Origin of the sequence: Streptomyces sp. TN58, from assembly GCF_001941845.1 — a bacterium.
GTDB lineage: Bacteria > Actinomycetota > Actinomycetes > Streptomycetales > Streptomycetaceae > Streptomyces.
In genome coordinates this window covers 115,766-134,855 of record NZ_CP018870.1, presented here as the reverse complement: position 1 = coordinate 134,855, position 19,090 = coordinate 115,766, and the positions used below count along the sequence as shown (strand labels likewise).

The 19,090-nt window shown below is 73.2% G+C and carries 15 protein-coding genes; 6 read left to right on the top strand and 9 right to left on the bottom strand.

The window, feature by feature from the left end; all coding sequences use genetic code 11:
• Nucleotides 1–81: 81 nt before the first annotated feature.
• From BSL84_RS00680 to BSL84_RS00670, 3 genes are all read right to left on the bottom strand, one after another.
• Nucleotides 82–507 carry a pyridoxamine 5'-phosphate oxidase family protein gene (locus BSL84_RS00680; RefSeq protein WP_030029796.1) on the bottom strand — a complete coding sequence of 142 codons (426 nt, stop codon included), beginning with the start codon at nucleotides 505–507 and terminating at the stop codon, nucleotides 82–84.
• Nucleotides 504–2,165: a SulP family inorganic anion transporter gene (locus tag BSL84_RS00675; RefSeq protein WP_079273402.1), complete on the bottom strand. Its 1,662-nt coding sequence runs from the start codon at nucleotides 2,163–2,165 to the stop codon at nucleotides 504–506. Before BSL84_RS00675 ends, BSL84_RS00680 begins: the two co-directional genes overlap by 4 nt.
• A 74-nt stretch (nucleotides 2,166–2,239) precedes the next feature.
• Nucleotides 2,240–2,587 (bottom strand): ArsR/SmtB family transcription factor, encoded by a 348-nt coding sequence (locus BSL84_RS00670; RefSeq protein WP_030029798.1) that lies wholly within the window; start codon nucleotides 2,585–2,587, stop codon nucleotides 2,240–2,242.
• Between the two features lie 249 nt (nucleotides 2,588–2,836).
• On the opposite strand from BSL84_RS00670, the gene BSL84_RS00665 reads away from it, so the two are divergent.
• On the top strand, nucleotides 2,837–5,119 hold the full coding sequence (locus BSL84_RS00665; RefSeq protein ID WP_075969548.1) for a catalase: 2,283 nt from the start codon (nucleotides 2,837–2,839) through the stop codon (nucleotides 5,117–5,119).
• A gap of 425 nt (nucleotides 5,120–5,544) precedes the next feature.
• Nucleotides 5,545–6,084: an RICIN domain-containing protein gene (locus BSL84_RS00660; RefSeq protein ID WP_075969547.1), complete on the top strand. Its 540-nt coding sequence runs from the start codon at nucleotides 5,545–5,547 to the stop codon at nucleotides 6,082–6,084.
• Nucleotides 6,085–6,112: 28 nt separating this feature from the next.
• Here BSL84_RS00660 and BSL84_RS00655 read toward each other — a convergent pair whose 3' ends face one another.
• Together BSL84_RS00655 and BSL84_RS00650 are read right to left on the bottom strand one after the other, a co-directional pair.
• Nucleotides 6,113–6,664: an EF-hand domain-containing protein gene (locus tag BSL84_RS00655; protein WP_075969546.1), complete on the bottom strand. Its 552-nt coding sequence runs from the start codon at nucleotides 6,662–6,664 to the stop codon at nucleotides 6,113–6,115.
• Between the two features lie 71 nt (nucleotides 6,665–6,735).
• Nucleotides 6,736–9,048, bottom strand: coding sequence for a molybdopterin-dependent oxidoreductase (locus tag BSL84_RS00650; RefSeq protein WP_075969545.1), 2,313 nt, complete (start codon nucleotides 9,046–9,048; stop codon nucleotides 6,736–6,738).
• Between the two features lie 722 nt (nucleotides 9,049–9,770).
• Here BSL84_RS00650 and BSL84_RS00645 point away from each other — a divergent pair.
• The 3 genes from BSL84_RS00645 to BSL84_RS36370 all read left to right on the top strand — a co-directional run bounded on the left by BSL84_RS00645 (nucleotide 9,771) and on the right by BSL84_RS36370 (nucleotide 13,159).
• A complete protein-coding gene (locus tag BSL84_RS00645; RefSeq protein ID WP_075969544.1) occupies nucleotides 9,771–11,033 on the top strand; it encodes a protein-glutamine gamma-glutamyltransferase in 1,263 nt (420 codons plus the stop codon).
• A gap of 164 nt (nucleotides 11,034–11,197) precedes the next feature.
• Nucleotides 11,198–12,034: a helix-turn-helix transcriptional regulator gene (locus BSL84_RS36375; protein WP_075969543.1), complete on the top strand. Its 837-nt coding sequence runs from the start codon at nucleotides 11,198–11,200 to the stop codon at nucleotides 12,032–12,034.
• A 48-nt stretch (nucleotides 12,035–12,082) separates the two neighbouring features.
• Nucleotides 12,083–13,159: a methyltransferase gene (locus BSL84_RS36370; protein WP_037661330.1), complete on the top strand. Its 1,077-nt coding sequence runs from the start codon at nucleotides 12,083–12,085 to the stop codon at nucleotides 13,157–13,159.
• A gap of 73 nt (nucleotides 13,160–13,232) precedes the next feature.
• On the opposite strand, the gene BSL84_RS00630 is transcribed toward BSL84_RS36370, so the two are convergent.
• Genes BSL84_RS00630 through BSL84_RS35920 form a run of 3 tightly spaced genes read right to left on the bottom strand, consistent with a single transcriptional unit; the run spans nucleotide 13,233 to nucleotide 16,126 of the window.
• Nucleotides 13,233–14,507 (bottom strand): DUF1266 domain-containing protein, encoded by a 1,275-nt coding sequence (locus BSL84_RS00630; protein WP_075969542.1) that lies wholly within the window; start codon nucleotides 14,505–14,507, stop codon nucleotides 13,233–13,235.
• A gap of 54 nt (nucleotides 14,508–14,561) precedes the next feature.
• The gene (locus BSL84_RS00625) at nucleotides 14,562–15,182 is read right to left on the bottom strand and encodes a ferredoxin (RefSeq protein ID WP_199838690.1); all 621 of its coding nucleotides are present in this window, start codon (nucleotides 15,180–15,182) and stop codon (nucleotides 14,562–14,564) included.
• A 26-nt stretch (nucleotides 15,183–15,208) separates the two neighbouring features.
• Entirely contained in the window at nucleotides 15,209–16,126 is a 918-nt protein-coding gene (locus BSL84_RS35920; protein WP_045323339.1) for a MerR family transcriptional regulator, read from the bottom strand.
• Between the two features lie 224 nt (nucleotides 16,127–16,350).
• Here BSL84_RS35920 and BSL84_RS00615 point away from each other — a divergent pair, with 224 nt between their 5' ends.
• Nucleotides 16,351–18,060 carry a carboxylesterase/lipase family protein gene (locus BSL84_RS00615; protein WP_079273062.1) on the top strand — a complete coding sequence of 570 codons (1,710 nt, stop codon included), beginning with the start codon at nucleotides 16,351–16,353 and terminating at the stop codon, nucleotides 18,058–18,060.
• Nucleotides 18,061–18,215: 155 nt separating this feature from the next.
• On the opposite strand, the gene BSL84_RS00610 is transcribed toward BSL84_RS00615, so the two are convergent.
• Nucleotides 18,216–19,076 carry a class I SAM-dependent methyltransferase gene (locus BSL84_RS00610; protein ID WP_075969541.1) on the bottom strand — a complete coding sequence of 287 codons (861 nt, stop codon included), beginning with the start codon at nucleotides 19,074–19,076 and terminating at the stop codon, nucleotides 18,216–18,218.
• Between the last annotated feature and the right edge of the window lie 14 nt (nucleotides 19,077–19,090).

The following is a 19,090-nucleotide window of genomic DNA, read 5'->3' as shown; positions in this document are numbered from 1 at the left end:
GTCGTGTCCTCGGCTTGTCGGTGGTCTCGTGGGCGGTACGCCGTCGGTCTCCTGGGCGGTACGCCGTCCCGGCCGGCGCGTTCACCGGCCCGCCTCGGCCACGGTGCGGGCCAGGCGGAATCCGGACACCTGCTGGGGGTGCAGGCGCAGCAGGGTGTCGTGCGGGCCGTGGGCCCAGCCGGGCAGGGTGCGCCGGTAGTGGGCGGCCTCGTCCGGGTCGCAGATGACGTCCGCCGGGCCGTGGGCGCTGACCGTCCAGCCGGTCCCGGCCGGGCCGCGGATCTCGTCCACCTGGTAGGTCAGCATCGCCCGGCCGGGGACGGCCGCGGCCTGCACGGGGGCGCGGACGACCAGGCGCCCGTACTCCATCACGTGGGCGGCGGGCCGGACGACGGCCAGGTCCCGCTGCACGTAGACGAGCCGGCCCTGGGCGGAGCCTTCGAGGAGCCACAGGGCCTCGGTGCCGGACACCTCGAACATGATGCGGCGGTCGGCGGGGACGGTCATCGTGCGGCCTTCCGGAAGCGGTGCGGTCGGTGATCGGGCGGGAGCAGGGGGAGCAGGCCCGCCCGCTCCAGGTGTTCGCGGGCGCCGGCGATCGCCTCGGGGGTGGTGGCGTACTCGCGGCCCTGCGGGCGCAGCAGCTCCAGGGCGCCGACGGCGTCGAGGGCCTGGCGCTGGCCGGGCCGGATGCCGGAGGCCAGGACGGTGATGCCGCGCCGGTTCAGCTTCTCCACCGCGTCCTTGAGGACGAGGGCGCCGGTGGCGTCCAGGGTGGTCACCCGCGACATGCGCAGGATGACCACCCTGACGTCGCAGACCTCGGAGAGTTCGAGGAGGAAGCGGTGCGCGCCGGCGAAGAAGAGGGGACCGTCGATGCGGTAGGCGACGATGTGCTCGGCCAGCAGGGCGTGTTCCTCGTCGCTGTGCTCGCCGGGCAGGTCCGGGCGGAGGTCGACCTGCTCCATCCGGGCCTGGCCCGCCACCGCCTTCAGGGCGAGGGCGCCTGCGACGACCAGCCCGATGATCACCGCGTACACGAGGTCGAGGGCCAGGGTGGCGGCGGCGGTGAGGGCGAGCACGGCGGCGTCGGAGCGGGTCGCCTTCGCCATCGCGCGCAGGGAGGCGACCTCCACCATGCGCACCGCGGTCGCCAGCAGTACGCCGGCCAGCGCGGCGAGGGGGATCTTCGAGACCAGCGGCGCCGCGGCGAACACGATCACCGCGAGGACGGCGGCATGGGTGAGCGCGGCCAGGCGGGAGGAGGCGCCGGTGCGGACGTTGACGGCCGTGCGCGCGATGGCGGCGGTGGCGGGAACGCCGCCGAACAGGGGAGCGGCCAGGTTGGCGACGCCCTGCCCGAACAGCTCCCTGTCCGGGTCGTGCCGCTGTCCCACCGTCATCCCGTCCGCGACCGTCGCCGACAGCAGCGACTCCAGCGCGGCGAGTGCCGCGACCGCGACCGCCGGGGCGAGCAGCGAGCCGAGGGCGGAGGCGTCGAGGAAGGCCAGGGAGGGGGCGGGCAGCCCGGAGGGCAGGTCCCCGATCGGGGCCGCCGCCTCCAGGCGGAAGACCTGTGCGACCACGGTGGCCGCGACCACCGCGACGATGGAGAACGGGACCGCCGGCTTCCACCGGGCGCCCGCCAGCATCACCGCCGCGACCCCGGCCGAGAGGCCGACCGCGGTCAGGTTGGGGGACGCCGCGCCCTCCGCGAGCGCCCGCCACGCCACCGCCACCACGTTCTCGCCCTCGGGCCTGTCGACCCCGAGCGCGGCGGGTATCTGCTGCAGGCCGATGACGCAGGCGATCCCGAGGGTGAACCCCTCCACCACCGGCGCCGGCACGTAGCGCATGTACCGCCCGGCCCGCAGCAGCGCCAGGCCGATCAGGAGCACGCCGGCCATCAGGCCGACGGTCAGGACACCGCCGGGCCCGTACCGGGCGACGATCGGCACCAGGACCACGGTCATCGCACCGGTCGGACCGGACACCTGGAGGTTCGACCCGCCCAGCAGCGCGGCGAGCGCGCCGGCGACCACCGCGGTGGCGAGCCCCGCCTCGGCGCCGAGCCCGGAGGAGACACCGAAGCCGAGCGCGAGGGGGAGCGCGACGATCGCCACGGTCAGCCCGGCCAGGAGGTCCCGGCGGGGGCTGCGGCCCATCGCCGCGAAGTCGGCCCGGTCCGGCAGCAGCGAGCGGACCCGCCCGAGCGCGGAAGCCCAGAAGGCGTGCACGCTCACGAGAGCGCGGCCCCGGCCCCGGACTCGCGCAGCTCCTCCAGCAGCTCGCTCTGCCCGGTCAGGACCTCGGTCAGGATCCGCCGCGCCGCCGCCATCAACTGCGCGACGTCCCCGCCCGCCAGCTCGTAGACGACCGTCGCGCCGTTGCGGGTGGAGGTGACGATCCCCGAACGGCGCAGGACCGCGAGCTGCTGCGACAGCGCGGACGGCTCGATCTCGATCGCCGCCAGCAGGCTCCGCACCGGCATCGGACCGTCCTGCAGCAGCTCCAGAACCCTTATCCGCACCGGGTGCCCGAGCATCCTGAAGAACTCGGCCTTGGCCTGGTACAGCGGAACCGGCACGGTCTCGCACCCTTCTCACCACCCCGAGCGGGGCGCACGCCTGGCGCCGTGCCCGCGGCTACCTGCGAACACAGCCAACACAGCATCTATGAAATTGCAGAATTCTGCAATTTGCAGATTGCCCTGCTCCCGCGGAGCGGCCCGGCGCCGGGGGCCGCACACCCATCCGCTTTGTCGACAAAGCGCTGTTTGAGAGGTATGGGACGGGGTCACACGTGTATCGCCCGACCCCTACGCCCTGGAGACGCGATGCCCGAGAAGAACCCGTTGAAAGCCGTCACCGACAAGATCGCCGACGCCGTGCAGGGGGGAGGAACCGGACACGGTCCCGAAGAGGGGATCCCGGGCAAGCCGGCCTCCGTCTCCCCGCAGCTGACCGAACCGGTCCAGCCCGTCGAGCCGCTGCCGCCGAAGAAGGACCAGAGGGGCCCGGAGACCGTCAGCCCGACCGGGCAGCCCACCGGCGACGAGCAGGCCCGCACGGCCCAGAGCGGCGCCTACCTCACCACCGCCCAGGGCACCCGCCTTTACGACACCGACCACTCGCTCAAGGCCGGCCCGCGCGGACCGGTACTGCTGCAGGACCACCACCTGCGCGAAAAACTCATGCACTTCGACCACGAGCGCATCCCCGAGCGCGTGGTCCACGCCCGCGGCGCGGCCGCGCACGGCGTCTTCCAGTCCTACGGCACCGGCGCGGCCGTCTCCAAGGCCGCGTTCCTCGCCGCCGACGCCGAGACCCCCGTCTTCGTACGGTTCTCCACCGTCCTCGGCTCCCGCGGCTCCGCCGACACGGTGCGCGACACCCGCGGCTTCGCCACGAAGTTCTACACCGAGGAAGGCGTCTTCGACCTGGTCGGCAACAACATCCCGGTCTTCTTCATCCAGGACGCGATCAAGTTCCCCGACATCATCCACGCCGGCAAACCGCACCCCGACCGGGAGATCCCGCAGGCGCAGAGCGCCCACGACACCTTCTGGGACTTCGTCTCCCTGCACACCGAAGCCACCCACCACACCCTGTGGAACATGTCCGACCGGGGCATCCCGCGCTCCTACCGCATGATGGAGGGCTTCGGCGTCCACACCTTCCGCCTGGTCAACGCCCAGGGCACCACCACACTGGTGAAGTTCCACTGGAAGCCCAAACTGGGCGTGCACTCCCTGGTGTGGGAGGAGGCCCAGATCCTCGGAGGCGTCGATCCCGACTTCCACCGGCGCGACCTGGCCGACGCCATCGAGTCGGGCGCGTACCCCCAGTGGGAACTGGGCATCCAGACCTTCCCCGACACCCCCGAGCAGACCTTCGAAGGCATCGACCTCCTCGACCCCACGAAGATCGTTCCCGAAGAGCTGGCACCGGTGAAGCCGCTCGGCCTGATGACCCTGAACGCCAACCCGTCCAACTTCTTCGCCGAGACCGAACAGGTCGCCTTCCACACCGGCCACCTCGTCCCCGGCATCGACCCGACCGACGACCCGCTGCTGGCCGGACGCATGTTCTCCTACCTCGACACCCAGATCACCCGGCTCGGCGGCCCCAACTTCCCCCAACTGCCCATCAACCGCACCCACGCGCCCGTCAACGACATGCTCCGCGACGGCATGCACCAGAGCGCCGTCCACCGCGGCACGGCCCCCTACCACCCCAACAGCCTCGACGGCGGCTGCCCCTTCTTCGCCGGCGCCGACACCGGCGCCTTCATCGAGGTCCCCGTCGAACTCCCGGCCGCACGCAAGGTCCGCGAGGCACCCGCCTCCTTCGACGACCACTTCTCCCAACCACGGCTGTTCTGGCTGAGCATGAGCGCCGTGGAACGCGAACACATCATCGCCGCCTACACCTTCGAACTGTCCAGGTGCTACGAGCAGGCCGTCAGGGAACGGGTCCTGCAGACACTCGCCAACATCGACAGCCGGCTGTGCGCCGAGGTCGCCGCCGGACTGGGACTGCCCGCACCGGCCGCCACCGAACCCCTCGCGGACCCCCGCCCCAGCCCGCGCCTGTCCCAGATCGGCCAGACCTGGCCACTGGACGGGCGGACCGTCGGCATCGTCACCGACCCCGCCGGCGACCTGGCCGGCGTGGCCGAGGTCCGCCAGGCCGTCCTCGACGCCGGCATGGTGCCGCTGGTGGTCGCCCCCACCGGCGGACGCCTGGCCGGCGCCGCAGACCCGGTGACCGTGCAGCGCACCTACGCGGCCGCGCGATCGGTCGAGTTCGACGCACTGCTGTTCGCCGGCGTCCCCGCGGCCGGAGCGGACGCCTACGGCGCCCGCGACGCGAAGGCGGGCGACCCCCGGCCCGCCACCGCCGACCCCCGCGTCCTGGCCCTGCTCGCCGAGGCGTACCGGCACGGCAAGGCCGTCGGAGGCTGGAACGGCGCGGACCGCCTCTTCGAAGCGGCCGGCATCCACAACGGAGACGCAGGCGTCGTCCTCGCCGACAACGGCCCCGCCGCCCTGCGCCGGCTCACCGAAGAGATGGCCGCCCACCGTGCCTGGACCCGCTTCCCCGCCCCGTCGGCCTGACCCCGGGCACCACCCGACCCCGGGCGCCGGCCCCCACCGGCCGGCGCCCGGAGCCGCAGCCGTCCGGGCCACGGGGCGCCCCGGCCGCCATCCGAGCCCGGAGGCGGCCGGAGGCCCCGCCGGCCACTGCTGCACATCGGACGGTTCAGGTCATTCTCCGAACTGGCGCTCCAGGGAGGGAGAGAGAGTCGGGCCGGGCGCGGCAGGTGCTCCGGTTCACCACACGCGGCACCCGTGGGGTGATCGGCGCGCCCGCGGTGCTTCTTCCGGTTGACCGGCCGGCGCAGGCGCCCGGGCCGGCGGGCGCCCGCTCCCGCGCTGGCCGGTGCCTGGCCGGTGCCTGTCCGGCCGGTGGCCGCACCGCCATAGCCTGTGGCCGCGTGCCGTACCCGGCGGTGCGCCCGCCCACGCGAGGAGAGATGTCCATGCCGTCCGTGCGCTCGTTGGTCCTTGGTACCGCTGTGGCAGTCGGCACGGTGGCCGCGACGGCGACCCTGGTGGTCGCACCCGCACAGGCGGATTCCGGGAAGTCGCCGGCCGCCGCGGCCGTGGCGACGCGCAGCCACTGGATGAACCTGGGCACCGGCAAGTGCCTCGACGTCCGGGGCGGGTCGATCTCGGACGCGGCGGTCATCCAGCAGTTCAGCTGCAAGCAGGAGCTGCACCAGGAGTTCTGGACGGACCCGCTCATCGGCGAGCCGTACACCTTCCTCACCCCGGGGCACGCGACCGTCATGTGTCTGCAGCCGACCAGCGCGGGCGCCGGGGCCACGATCGTCCAGAGGGCCTGCAACTACAGCGACGGCCAGAAGTGGGAGTTCACCTGGCAGAACGGAGGCGCCCTGATCAAGAACAAGGCCACCGGACTCTGCCTCGCCGACGCCGCCATGCCCAACGGCAGCCGCCGGGAGGTCCGGCAGCTTCCCTGCACCGGAGAGGCCGGCCAGCTCTGGGTCAACCGGTAACCCGCGGGCCGCGCCGCGCCGGGGGCCGTCAGCCGGCGAGCCTGCCGAACAGGTGGTTGGCAGGGGCGTCGGGGTCGTCGCCGTAGAAGAACTCCGTGACCGCCTGGTGGAATTCGGCGCGGTCCAGCGTGCCGGAGCCGTCGAGGTCGAGGGCGGCGAAGACCGCGGCGCAGTCCTCGCCGGGAACGCCGGCCACCGCGTCGAACATCTGCCGGAACTCCGCCTGGTCGATCCTGCCGTCCCCGTTGAGGTCGACGAGGTCGAAGAAGCAGTCGGTCACCGGCTGGACCTGCTGCGGGTACAGGGCGGGGTCGGTCAGGACCCGCCTGAACCCCTCGGTCATCTCCCGCAGGTCCACCTTCCCGTCACCGTCCTGGTCCATCGGGGCGATCACGTTCGCCCAGAACCCGTCCATCCCCTCGGTGAGCAGGCGGGCCGCCGCGGAGTCCGGTGCGGTACCGCGGGCGGCGATGTAGCGCTCGCTCATCATCCGGACGTCCCGCCGGGTGATGAACCCGTCGCCGTCGACGTCGGCGCCCCTGAACCACTGGCCGTACTTGAGATTCTGAAGTGCAGTCACGATCGCGCACAGTATTCACGCCGTCACGCAACACGCAAACGGGCGGGTGGAGGGATGCCCGGTGTTCGGCGTCAGTGTTCGACTTCGGGCGGGGTGAAGGCGCGCACATCGGGAAGGGGGCCGGTGTAGGGCTCGACGTCGACCAGCGCACTGAGGGCGCTCGGCCCCTGGGACAGGCGCGAGCACGGCCGGTCCGCCGTCAGGACGTTCGGATTGCCGTGGCGGTCCAGTGTTCCGCTCAGCCCCGGCCGGACCGGATCCCACCACGCTCCGGTGGGCAGTTGCACGACCCCCGGCATGACGTCGTCCGACAGGACCGCGCCCGCAAGGCAGCTGCCCCGGTCGTTGTGGACGCGTACGACCATGCCGCTCTCGATGCCGCGGACGGCGGCGTCCGACGGGTTGAGCGTCACCGGCTCACGGCCGCGGATCTTCGTGCCGAGGCTGTGGCCGCCGTTGTCGTACTGGCTGTGCAGGCGTGCAGCGGGCTGGTTCGAGATCAGATGCAGCGGGAACCGCTCCGACAGACCGCCGCGGAGCCACTCGGCCGGTTCGAACCACATCGGATGCCCGGCGCAGTCGTCGTAGCCGAACGAGTCGATCTCCTCGGAGAAGATCTCGATCCGGCCCGACGGCGTCGGCAGGGGGAACCGCTGCGGATCCGAGCGGAGCGCCTCGAAGCTGCCGGGGAACGGCCCCTCCAGCGGCGGCAGTTCGACGCCGGCGGAGCTTCGCCAGAACTCGTCGAAGCCCGGCAGCACGCCACCGTCGCCGAGTCCGGCCCGCGTCTGCTCGTAGAGGTGCCGGACCCATTCGATCTCGGAGCGCGACTGCGTGAACTCCTTCCCGTACCCGAGCCGGGAGGCCAGGTCGGTGAAGATACGGTGGTCGGTGCGCGACTCGCCCGCCGGCTCGCGGACTTTCGGCATCGCGACGAGGTGGGGGTCGCAGAATCCGGCGGCGAAGTCGTCGCGCTCCAGGCTCGTGGCGACGGGCAGGACGATGTCCGCGAACTTGGCCGTGGTGTTCCACCACGCCTCGTGCACCACCACCGTGTCAGGGGTCTGCCAGGCCCGCGCCAGCCGGTGCAGGTCCTGGTGGTGGTGGAACGGATTCCCCCCGCACCAGTAGACCAGGCGCAGTTCGGGCAGCGTGAGGCGCCGGCCGTCGTAGTCGATGGTCCTGCCCGGGTGCAGCAGGGTGTCGGCGATCCTCGCGACGGGGATGAAATCCGCGACGGGGTTGGGAACCCCGGGGAACGCCGCCACGACGGGCCGGCCCCGCGCGACGCCGGTCGCGTCCATCGTCGCGTACCCCGCGCCCCAGCCGCACCCCGACCGGCCCATCGAGCCCGCCATCGCGGCCAGCACGACGGACATCCAGATCGGCTGCTCACCGTGGTCCGCCCGCTGCACCGCGTAGTTGACCATGATGAGGGAACGCTGCTCGGTGAGGCGGCGGGCGAGGCCGGTGATCGTGTCGCGGCCGATGCCCGTGATCCCCGCCGCCCACGCGGCGTCCTTGACGACGCCGTCGATCTCGCCGAGCACGTAGGAGGCGAAGCGGTCGAAGCCGACGCAGCACCGGCGAAGGAAGTCCTCGTCGTGCCACCCGTTGACCAGCATCGTGTGCGCGATGCCCAGCATCGCGGCGGTGTCGGTGTTGGGGACGACCGGCAGCCATTCGGCGTCGAGGAAGCCGGCTGCGTCGCTGCGGACGGGGCTGACGTTCACGAACCGCACCCCCGCCTCACGGCACCGCCGCTGCAGGTCCCGCGTCCGGTGCCGCGCCAGCCCGCCCGGGTTGACCTGGCTGTTCTTCAGGGCCAGCCCCCCGAAGGCCACCACCAGCTCACAGTTCTCGGCGATCTCGTCCCACATCGGCATCCGGGACTGGTAGCTCCACGGGTGCCCGCCGATCACATGCGGGAGGATGACCTCCAACGCCGCGGTGCTGTACGTGTTGCGGGAGTCGGTGTATCCCCCGCCCAGCGCCAGGAACCGGTGGAGCTGGGCCTGCGCGCCGTGGAAGGCGCCCGCACTCGCCCAGCCGTAGGACCCGCCGAACACCGCGCCGTCCCCGTGCCGCGCCCGCACCCGGCGCAGCTCATCGCTCACCAGGGTGATCGCGTCGTCCCAGCTCACCTCGACGAACGCGTCCGCGCCCCGGGCCGTGTCCCGGACGCGCGGCAGACCGTCCAGCCAGCCCTTGCGGACCGCCGGCCGCAGCACGCGAGCGCTGTCGTCGGCGGCCGCCACCATGCCCGGGCCGATGGGGGACGGCGCGGGGTCGTCACCCCTGGGCTCGATGCGCACCAACCGGCCGGATTCGACCACCGCGATGTAACTGCCCCAGTGCGTCGCCACCGACAAGCGTCGCTCCACCGTGCATCCACTCCGTCCCTGGGCTCTGCGCTGCTCGGACGACGGCCGGCCGACGGCCCGCGGCACGGAGGCTTCCCCCCTGGCCTCCCGCCCAACCCCGCCGCCGCGCCCACGGCCCCCCCACCCCGCGCCGGGTTGAATCGCCGCCGTCGCCGAGGCCACCGCCCCGAGCGGGCGTTACCGGCCGTTCTCCACACGGCGACGGCCCGTGACGGAGCCGGAACGGGCGGTGAACCGACCAGGGCCCGAAGAGGGGAGTGGCGAAGACTGCGCGGTCCGCCACAGCGGCCGGCGGACGCCCCGACAGGAACCCCGCACGCCCCGGCCGGAGTTCCCGCATCCGTTTCCCCGCCGGCGCACGGCAATTCCCCGGCCCGGCCGAGCGCCGCCCCCCGCACCATTTCACGGGGCCTATCGGGGCGGCCGGCACCGGTGACGCCGCGAGACGCTGCGGCAGGAGGCGGAAGAACCCGCAAGAACCCCGCGACCGCACCTGCCGGCGGCGGGCAGCCACGCGCATGGCCGCGCATGACCGAATACCACCCCATCGGACGGCTGGCCGGTTCTGTAGCCGCCGTGTTGTCGGGCAATCGGCGCCAGGACATGATCACTTCTCGCGCCGCCTGACGCACCGTCGGCTCGGGCGCCTCCTTTTCTGCCGCCGCGCAGGAAATTCACGCTCCGTCATACGAGTTTTCACCGCAAAGGAACCTCGGACTTCCATGTACAAACGCTCTGGATTTCTCGCCCTCGCCACCGCGGGCATGGTGCTGTGCACCGCCGGTCTCGCCCCCTCCGTCAGCCAGGCAGCCGGCGCCGCCCCCGTCCGCGGCGACGGGAAGGGCTCCTACGCCGAGACGAACGGCCTGACGGCGGAAGACATCAGGCTCATCAACACACTGAACGAGAAGGCCCTGGACCTGGGCCGGCCGGACAAGACCGCGGGGGAGGGCCTGCCGAACGCCACCGCGTCCCTGCGGCCCTCCGCCGCGGCCGGCGGCCGGGTGACGCCGCCCGCCGAGCCCCTGGACCGCATGCCCGACCCGTACCGCGCCCACGGAGACAGGGCCACCACCGGCATCAGCAACTACATACGCAAGTGGCAGCAGGCCTACAGCCACCGCGACGGCCAGGCACGGCAGATGACCGGGCAGCAGCGAGAACAGCTCTCCTACGGGTGCGTCGGCGTCACCTGGGTCAATTCAGGCCCCTATCCGACGAACAGACTGGCCTTCGCGTCCTTCGACGAGGACAAGCACAAGAACGCTCTGGAGAACACCAGCCCCCGGCCGGGCGAGACGCGGGCCGAGTTCGAGGGGCGCATCGCCAAGCAGAGCTTCGACGAGGCAAAGGGATTCAACCGCGCCCGTGACGTGGCAGCCGTCATGAACAAGGCACTGGAAAACTCCCACGACGAGAACGCCTACCTGAACAACCTCAAGGCGGAGCTCACGAAGAAGAACGACGCTCTCGCCGGCGAGGACAGCCGCTCCAACTTCTACGCGGCTCTGCGGAACACCCCCTCCTTCTGGGACAGCAGCGGGGGCGACCGCGACCCGTCCAAGATGAAGGCCGTCATCTACTCGAAGCACTTCTGGAGCGGACAGGACCCCTGGAGCCCCGCCGACAAGAGGAAGTACGGCGACCCCGACGCCTTCCGCCCCGACCGGGCCACCGGCCTCGTCGACATGTCGAAGGACAGGAACACCTCACGCAGCCCCGCCAAGCCCGGCGAAGGCTACGTCAACTTCGACTACGGCTGGTTCGGGGACCAGAAGGAAGCAAACCCTGACCACACCATATGGACCCACGCCAACCACTACCACTCGCCGGAAGGCGGCATGGGGCCCATGCAGGTCTACGAGAGCAAGTTCCGCAGCTGGTCCGCCGGATACACCGACTTCGACCGCGGAACCTACGTCATCACCTTCATACCCAAGAGCTGGAACACCGCACCGGCCAAGGTGAAGCAGGGCTGGCCGTAGGAAACCCCCGGCCCGTGCACCACCACCCGCCGGCCGTGCGGCCCAGAGGCAGCGCCCTGGGACCGCACGGCCGGCGGCCCGCGCCAGGACCCGGGCCGGGCCGCGGAACCGCCGCGGAACTTTCGTCCAAGACAAGCGCCCGCGATCCGGGCGAACCTGGACCCATGCCCAGAGACGACACCGGGGACACACCCCAGCAGCGCCGCACCGCCCACCCCCGCTGGGAGGTCGCCCGCCTCCCGCACGGAACCTCCCTCGACGGCGTACGGATGGCCGGCTACCGGGACCGCACCGGCGGCAGGCTGGACATGCGGGTACTGCCCCAGCCCGTCGTGGTCGTCGTCATCGGGCTCGGCACCGGCCCGATCACGGTGGAGAGCGCCTGCGGACACCGGCGGCCGCTGCCGGGCCTCGTCGCCTCCCTCTCACCCCGTCCGGCCCGCATCAGCGGCGACGGCGTCGAATGCGTCGAGGTGGCGTTGCCACCCCCGGCCGCCTACGCCCTGCTGGGCGTACCCCCACGCGAACTGGACGGCTCCATCACCGGACTCGACGACCTGTGGGGGCACCCCGCCCGGCGGCTGCGCGAGCAGTTGGCCGACACACCCTCCTGGCAGGAACGCCTCGCGCTCACCGACCGATTCCTCAGACGGCGGGCCGCACAGGCCCCGCCCATGGCAGCCGAGGTCACCGCCGCCTGGCACGCCATCGTCGCCGGCCGCGGCCGCGTACGCGTCGGCGACCTCGCCGTGTCCTGCGGATGGAGCCGCAAGCGGCTCCGGGCCAGGTTCAGCGCCCAGGTCGGCCTGACCCCCAAGCGCGCCGCCATGCTGGTCCGCTTCGACCACGCCGCCCGGGCGCTCCTCGCCGGCGAACGCGCCGACGACGTCGCCATGGCATGCGGATACGCCGACCAGCCCCATCTCCACCGCGACATCCAGGCCCTCGCCGGCTGCACACCCCGTGCCCTGGCCGGCCTGACCGCGTCCACCCAGCCCTGACCGGCCCTGCCGGCGACCGGCCGATCCGAACGAAGGAGACCCACACCAGTGACGAACACCAAGGACCGGGCAGCACAGACAGCGGCAGGACGGGAGCTCATCGCCCGCCTCACGTTCGGGAGCATGGCCGCGCACACCCTGCGCGCGGCAGCCCGCCTGGAGGTCGCCCGACTCATCGGCGACCGGCCCGGCACAGCCGCCCAGGTGGCCGCCGCGGCCGGAACCGCGCACCAGCCCATGACCCGCCTGCTGCGCGCCCTGACCGCCCTCGGCCTCCTCACCCAGCACACCCCCGACACGTTCTCGCTGACCCCGGCGGGCGCGCTCCTCGACCCCGCCCACCCCGACTCCCTCACGTCGTTCGTCCGCACCTTCACCGATCCGGCGATCGTGCGCGCCTGGGAGCACCTGGACCACAGCGTCCGTACGGGAGACACCACGTTCGACTCCGTCTTCGGCACCGACTTCTTCAGCCATCTCGCCCGCCACCCGGAGCTGTCCGCGGACTTCAACACGGCCATGAGCCAGGCCACCTCCGAGACCGCCGCCGTCCTGCCGAGAGCCTTCGACTTCAGCCGGTCCACCTCCGTCACGGACGTCGGCGGAGGCAACGGCACCCTCCTGGCCGCCGTCCTCGACGCCCACCCGCACCTGACCGGCGTGGTCTTCGACACCGCCGACGGCCTCGCGGACGCGGCGGGGACACTGGCCCGGCACGGGCTGCGCGACCGCTGCTCCCTCACCGCCGGGGACTTCTTCCAGTCGGTCCCGCACGGCTCGGACGTCTACCTCGTCAAAAGCATCCTGCACGACTGGACGGACGCCCAGGCGGTCACGATCCTGCGCCACTGCCGGCAGGCACTGCCGCCCGCAGGCACCGTTTTGATCGTGGAGCCCGTACTGCCCGAGGCCGTCGGCGCGCAGGACGAGGGCACCTACCTGAGCGACCTCAACATGATGGTGAACGTCGGCGGCAGGGAACGCACCCGCGCGGACTTCGAGGAGGTGTGCCGCCGGGCGGCCCTGCGCGTCACGTCGGTCACCCCTCTCGCCGGCGCCGCCCCGTACTCCCTGATCGAGGCCGTCGCCCACGAGGCCCCTGCCGGCGCCGAACCGCCGCGCTAGGGTCTGTATCGAGTTGCCCCGCGACGCCGCGGGGCAACTCGATACAGACCCTAGGAGGCGCCCGGGCAGCTCCTCACTTCCAGGCGAGCGTGCGCCACGGGCTGGCCGGGTCCGAGGTCAGGACACGGTGGGTGGCCAGGACCGTCTCGTACCACTCGCCGAACTCCTCCTCGTCGAAGTGGAGGCAGCGGCCCAGGACGTAGGCGGCGGAGAAGTCCTCCCACGAGCGGTAGTTGACCTGCACGAGGCGCCCGGCCCGGACCACGGCCGCCTCCGCCTCCTGCAGCGAGCACAGCCGGGCGGCGAGCCCCCAGCGGGCCATGCCCGAGGCCCGGCCGTAGTCCCAGGCCTCGACGCTCCGCACAAAACCCCCCTCGGGCAGCAGGCCGTCGGCACGGAACCGCGCCTCGTAGCGGGCGATACGGCCGATCAGCCGCTTGAGACCGGTCACCTGCCCCTCCAGCTCCTCCGCGCTGACGGCGCTGTCCGGGGTGACGCCGTCCGCACCCAGGCGGGGCTCGGCGGAGGCCTCGGCCCGCCGGCGCACCACGGTCGCCGCGGCCCGGCGCCAGTGGTCGATGTCGACGGGCCCCGCGAAGTCCAGCGCCATGGAGCGGCGAAGCTGCAGGACGAACTCCCACGGTCCGCTGACCATTCCGGCGCGCAGCAGCTGTTCCTGGGTCTCCTGCCACTCCGTACGGGTGGTGACGCCCCACCAGTGTTCCAGCGTGTGCTTCTCGGCGCGGTAGCCGCAGCCGTGGTAGGCCATCGAATTCCAGTAGCGCCCGTTGCGCACGTTGATGTGCGCGCCGACCGCGAGACCGAAGGCGACGGGGCCGGTGCGGGGGCCGCCCACCTCCAGGGTGTGGACGACGTCCCGGGCCAGCCCCGGCCGTTCGACCGGGGCGGAGTGACGCTGCCACAGGGCGCGCCCCTGCGGCCCGGCCGGCAGGACGCCCTCGCAGGGGCTGCCGGGGTTGACGACGAGGTAGGGCGGGTCGTCCTGGTTCCACACTTGCGCGAACCAGCCCAGGTCGTAGCAGTTGTAGACCGGGTCGGCGACCGGCGGCGGCAGCATCCCGCCGGTGTAGACGGCCAGGCACATGCTCTGCGTCTGCGGGTTCCAGTACGGGTGGAAGCGGGTGCTGCCCGCGCTCGCGTCGGTGTACGCCCGCGACTGCATCATGTACAGGTCCGCGCGGGCGACGAGGTCGTAGTACGCGGGCCAGTCGCCGCGCGCCTTCGCCTCGTACAGCCCCCGCTCGACCGCGCTCGGTGCCTGCCATCCCGGCGCCGACGCCGCCGGACCGGGCAGGACCCCTTCCTCGTGACCCGCTGCCAGACTCATGGGCAAAACCCTAAGGCCCGGCCCCACACGCCCCGCACGCCGGGCGCGGGCCGCCTACCCCCTGCGCCGGGCCTCGCGCGGGGAGAGGGCCGGGAGGGGTTCGCCGGGACCGGCCGGGCGGCCTTCGGACAGCCAGAAGAGGTAGTGGCGGAGGTCCTGCGCGAGGCCTTCGTCGATGTACGCGACGTACTCCCGTGCCCCGCCGGCCGCCTCGCGCTCGCCCGCCCCGTCCGAGACCGACCACCTCCGGTGAAGGGCGGCGGCCCACTCCCGCACCCGTCCCCGCTCCCGCCACCAGTCGCCAACGAGCTCCGCAGTCCAGTGGTCGTCACCGTCGCAGGCGTATCCGCCCATCGGGTCCTGCGCGGCGGCGCCCAGCAGGGCCAGCGCCTGCGCCGGGTCCCGGGGCTGGCGGTAGACGAACTCGGCGCCCCACTCGTCGTCGTAGAGCACGTGCGCGGGGGCGATCAGCCGGCCCGTCCAGCAGTTGTCGGTCCCGGCCCCGTAGAACGGCCCCGGCACGTTGCGCCAGTCGCGTTCCGCCCAGCGCTCGGGGCGGGGGTTCCACCAGCCGCCGCGGTGTTCCGGGGCGGGCCGCCACGTTCCGCCGTCCGGCGCGGGCAGCGGCCCGCTCTCCGCCGCGCGGACGGACGGCAGCGGATCCCAGTAGCTCATGGGTCCGCATCCTGTCAGACGGTCCCTCAGCCGTCGGTCGCGGCGATCGACATCGACAGTCCGTCGGTGAGCCACCGGTGCGCCACGGTCATGTTCAGGACGCGGCCGGCCGTGACGGTGCCGACCAGGGCCCAGTACCGCTCCAGGCGGGGGTCGAAGCCGGACGACCGCGACACCAGCCCGTGCAGGTGCGCGCGGAAGGCGGGGGTGTCCGACTCGCGCCGGGCTCGCGCGTGGGCGGACACGAACGCGTCCACCGCGTCGCCGGCGCCCGGCGGCAGGCCCCGGGCCAGAGCGGCGGCCGTCAGCGCGGCGGCTTCGTCGACCTCCGCGTAGAAGGCCGGCCCGTCGCGCATCTCCTCGTCGTGGTCCTGGGTCCAACGGGTGAAGCCGGGCGTGGAGATGAGCAGGTGCAGCTCGGCGTAGGCCAGGGCCGTGGCGGGCACGGGGTCCTGCGGCGGGGCGGGGGCCAGCATGGCGACCATCATGTCGAGCCGGGGCCTGGGCAGGGCCGCGGACAGCTCGCGATACCAGTGGTCGGTGAGCGTGCGGTGCGCCTCCGGGAGCCGCTGCACGCGGGAGAGTATCTCCAGGCGCCGCAGCCTCTCCTCACCCGGGCAGTCGTCCAGCGACTTCAACGTGGCCTCCCGCCACCGCAGTTCCACCAGCCGTTCCTGCACCGCTGCCAGCTCGCCCGCCACCAGTTCGCCGAGCGAGCGCTCTCCCGTGACGACCCGCGTGATCGTCGCGATCGGGGTGTCCAGCGCCCGCAGGCGCCTGATGAGCGCGATCCGCTCGAACGCCTCGGGACCGTAGCGCCGGTGGCCGCCGGAGCTACGGGAGGCAACGGGCAGCAGACCGCTGTCGGAGTAGTAGCGGAGCGTTTTGACGGCAAGGCCCGTCCGGGCCGCGAGCTCACCGATGCTCCACGTGTCGTGCGTCACAGTCCCTTGAACCTCCAGTGCGCGGGAGGTTCTAGCGTAGGGAGCGCTGACGGGCCGGTCCGCACCGTTCTCCCAGCTCAGATCTGCTTCCGGCCCGCCCGGACCGGTGTGGCGCGTCGTGGCCGCGTACCCCCGCGTGCCACCGCGCACCGCCTCGCGCTGCCGCGTGCCACCGCGTCCCTGTGCCGTCCCCACCCCTCCCCGACCCCAGAACGGCGGTACCCATGCCCCTGCCCCTGCCCCCGACGGCACCGCGCCGCCCGTACGCGAGAGCCGGACTCCGCGCGGCCCTCCTGCCCCTGCTGTGCGCGGCCGCACTGGTGCCGGCCACCGCCGTACCCGCCGCCGGCGCCGGCCCCGCGTCTCCCGACGCCGGCCGGCAGGACCGTACGGTCGTACGGACGGAGCAGGGCCTGGTACGCGGCGTGTCCCACGACGCGTACACCACCTTCGACGGCATCCCCTACGCCGCGCCGCCCACCGGACCGCTGCGCTGGCGCGCCCCCGTGCCCGCCGCCGCCTGGCAGGGCGTCCGGGACGCCACGAAGCCGGCTCAGCGCTGTGTGCAGATGCCGGTCCCCGGGGCGGACGGCGCGGGCAAGGTCGCCGGCTCGGAGGACTGCCTCTACCTCAACGTCACGGTGCCGGCGGCGAAGCCGGCCGCGAAGAAGCGCCCGGTGCTGGTGTGGATGCACGGCGGCGCGTTCCTGGGCGGCTCCGGCAGTGACTACACCGCCGAGCGACTGGCGGCCCAGGGCGACGCCGTCGTCGTGACGGTCAACTACCGGCTGGGGATCTTCGGCTACTTCGGCCACCCCGGGCTGGGCGCCGCCCCGCCGTTCGGCCTGGCGGACCAGCAGGCCGCCCTGCGCTGGGTGCGGGCGAACGCCGCGCGCTTCGGCGGCGATCCGGGCAGCGTCACGCTCTTCGGCGAGTCCGCGGGCGCCCTCGGCATCTGCGCACACCTCACCTCCCCGACGGCCGCCGGACTCTTCCAGCGGGCCGTCCTCCAGAGCGGTTCCTGCCTCACCTCCTTCCCGGCCGGCGCGCTCGCCCCCGGAACACCGGCGTACGAGCCGTTCGCCCCCCAGGCCGACGTCCAGAAGGCCGGCGCGGAAGCCGCCCGGCAACTGGGCTGCACCGACGGCGGCAGGGACGAGGTCCTGGCATGCCTGCGCGCCCAGGGCACCGACCGCCTCGCCACCGCGCAGCTGATGCAGTCCTTCAACCGGCCCGCCTACGGCAACGGCCTGCTGCCCGCGGCACCCGCCCAGGCGCTGACGTCGGGCCGCTTCCACCGCCTGCCGGTCATCCTGGGCACCAACCGCGACGAGATGCGGATGTTCACCGGCCTGTCGCTCGCCGCGTTCCCCATCCGCACCGAGGACGACTACCGGGCCCGCCTGGCGGAGGCCTTCGGCGCCGCGGCCCCGGCCGTCGAGGCGCGCTACCCGGCAGCACGCCACCCCTCTCCCGCCCTGGCCTGGGCGGCGGCACTGACCGACCGGTCCTTCACCTGCACCACACTGGCCGCCGGCCGGGCCATCACGGCGCACGCCCCCCGACTCCCCGTCTACGGCTACCAGTTCAACGACCGGGACGCTCCCGCCCTCGCCGGCCTGCCGGCGAACCCGGACTTCCCCTACGGCGCGGCGCACGGCTTCGAGATGCCCTACCTGTTCACCTCCTTCCCCACCGAACGACCGCTCGACGACAGCCGGCGCGCCCTGTCGGACCGGATGATCGGCTACTGGGCGAACTTCGCCCGCACCGGCAACCCCAACACCCCCGGCGCCCCGCGCTGGCCCGCCCTGCGCGCCTCCTCACCCCACACCCCGACGGTGCAGTCGCTGGCTCCGGGACCGGGCGGAATCCATCCCGTCGACGCGTACTCCGCACACCAGTGCTCGTTCTGGGACAGCCGGCCCCGATGAACCACCTGTCCGCCCGCCCGCCCGTCTTCAAGGCGGGCGGGGCCCGGGCCTGCGTACGGCCGGGGGCCCCGCGTACGGGCGCGGAGTGGGCGTGCGTACGGGCCGCGGGCCTGCGTACGGGCCGGGGCCCCTGCCCTGCCGCGGCTGCGGTCAGCTCAGCTCCGTGCCGCCGCCTCGCCGCGCACGGCGGTGACCAGCCAGGAACTGCTCCGCAGCCACACCCCGCCGTCCGCTTCATGACGCTCCAGAGCGGCCGTCAGCCCCCGGCGCGCCGCGTCCTGCCGGGCCTCGCTCACCTGGTCGAGCACATGCCGTCCGGGACCGGAGTCCAGCAGGAACGCCGCGGCGTCCGCCGCGTCCGCGCCCCACTTCCCCGCCGCCTCGACGCGCCGCACCCCGACCCCGTCGAACCCGCCCGCGGTGAGCAGGCCGCGGATGCGGCCGGGATCGGTGAGGGAGAACATGCCGGGGGCGCCGGCCTTTCCGAAGCCGCCGAGCGGCAGGACGTCGCCGAGGGAGGCCAGTGCGGCGAGCCACTCGTTGGCCTCGGCCTCGGCCGCGCAGACGAAGGCCAGCCGGCCGCCGGGGCGCAGCGCCCGGTGGAGGTTGGCGAACGCGGCGACCGGATCGGTGAAGAAGGTCATGCCGTACCGGCTGATGACCGCATCGAACCCCTCGGCTTCCAGCGGGTGGACCTGGGCGTCGCCCTGGACGAAGGCGGCGTTCGCGACCCCTTCGCGCTCGGCGCTCTCGCGGGCCCTGGCGAGCATCGGATCCGACAGGTCCAGGCCGAGCGCCCGGCCGCGTACGGCGCGCCGGGCGGCGAGGCGGGTGGTGCGGCCGGCTCCGCAGCCGACGTCCAGGACGGTGTCGGTCCCGCGGATGGCCGCGGCGTCCAGGAGGGGCTGGTTGAAGCCGTCGTTGACGGCGTCCCAGCGCTCCTGGCTGCGGGCCCACTGCGCGCCCTCGTATCCGTTCCAGGCCTCGGCCTGCGCGGTGTTGGCGAAGTGCCCCATGGGTGAACTCCCTC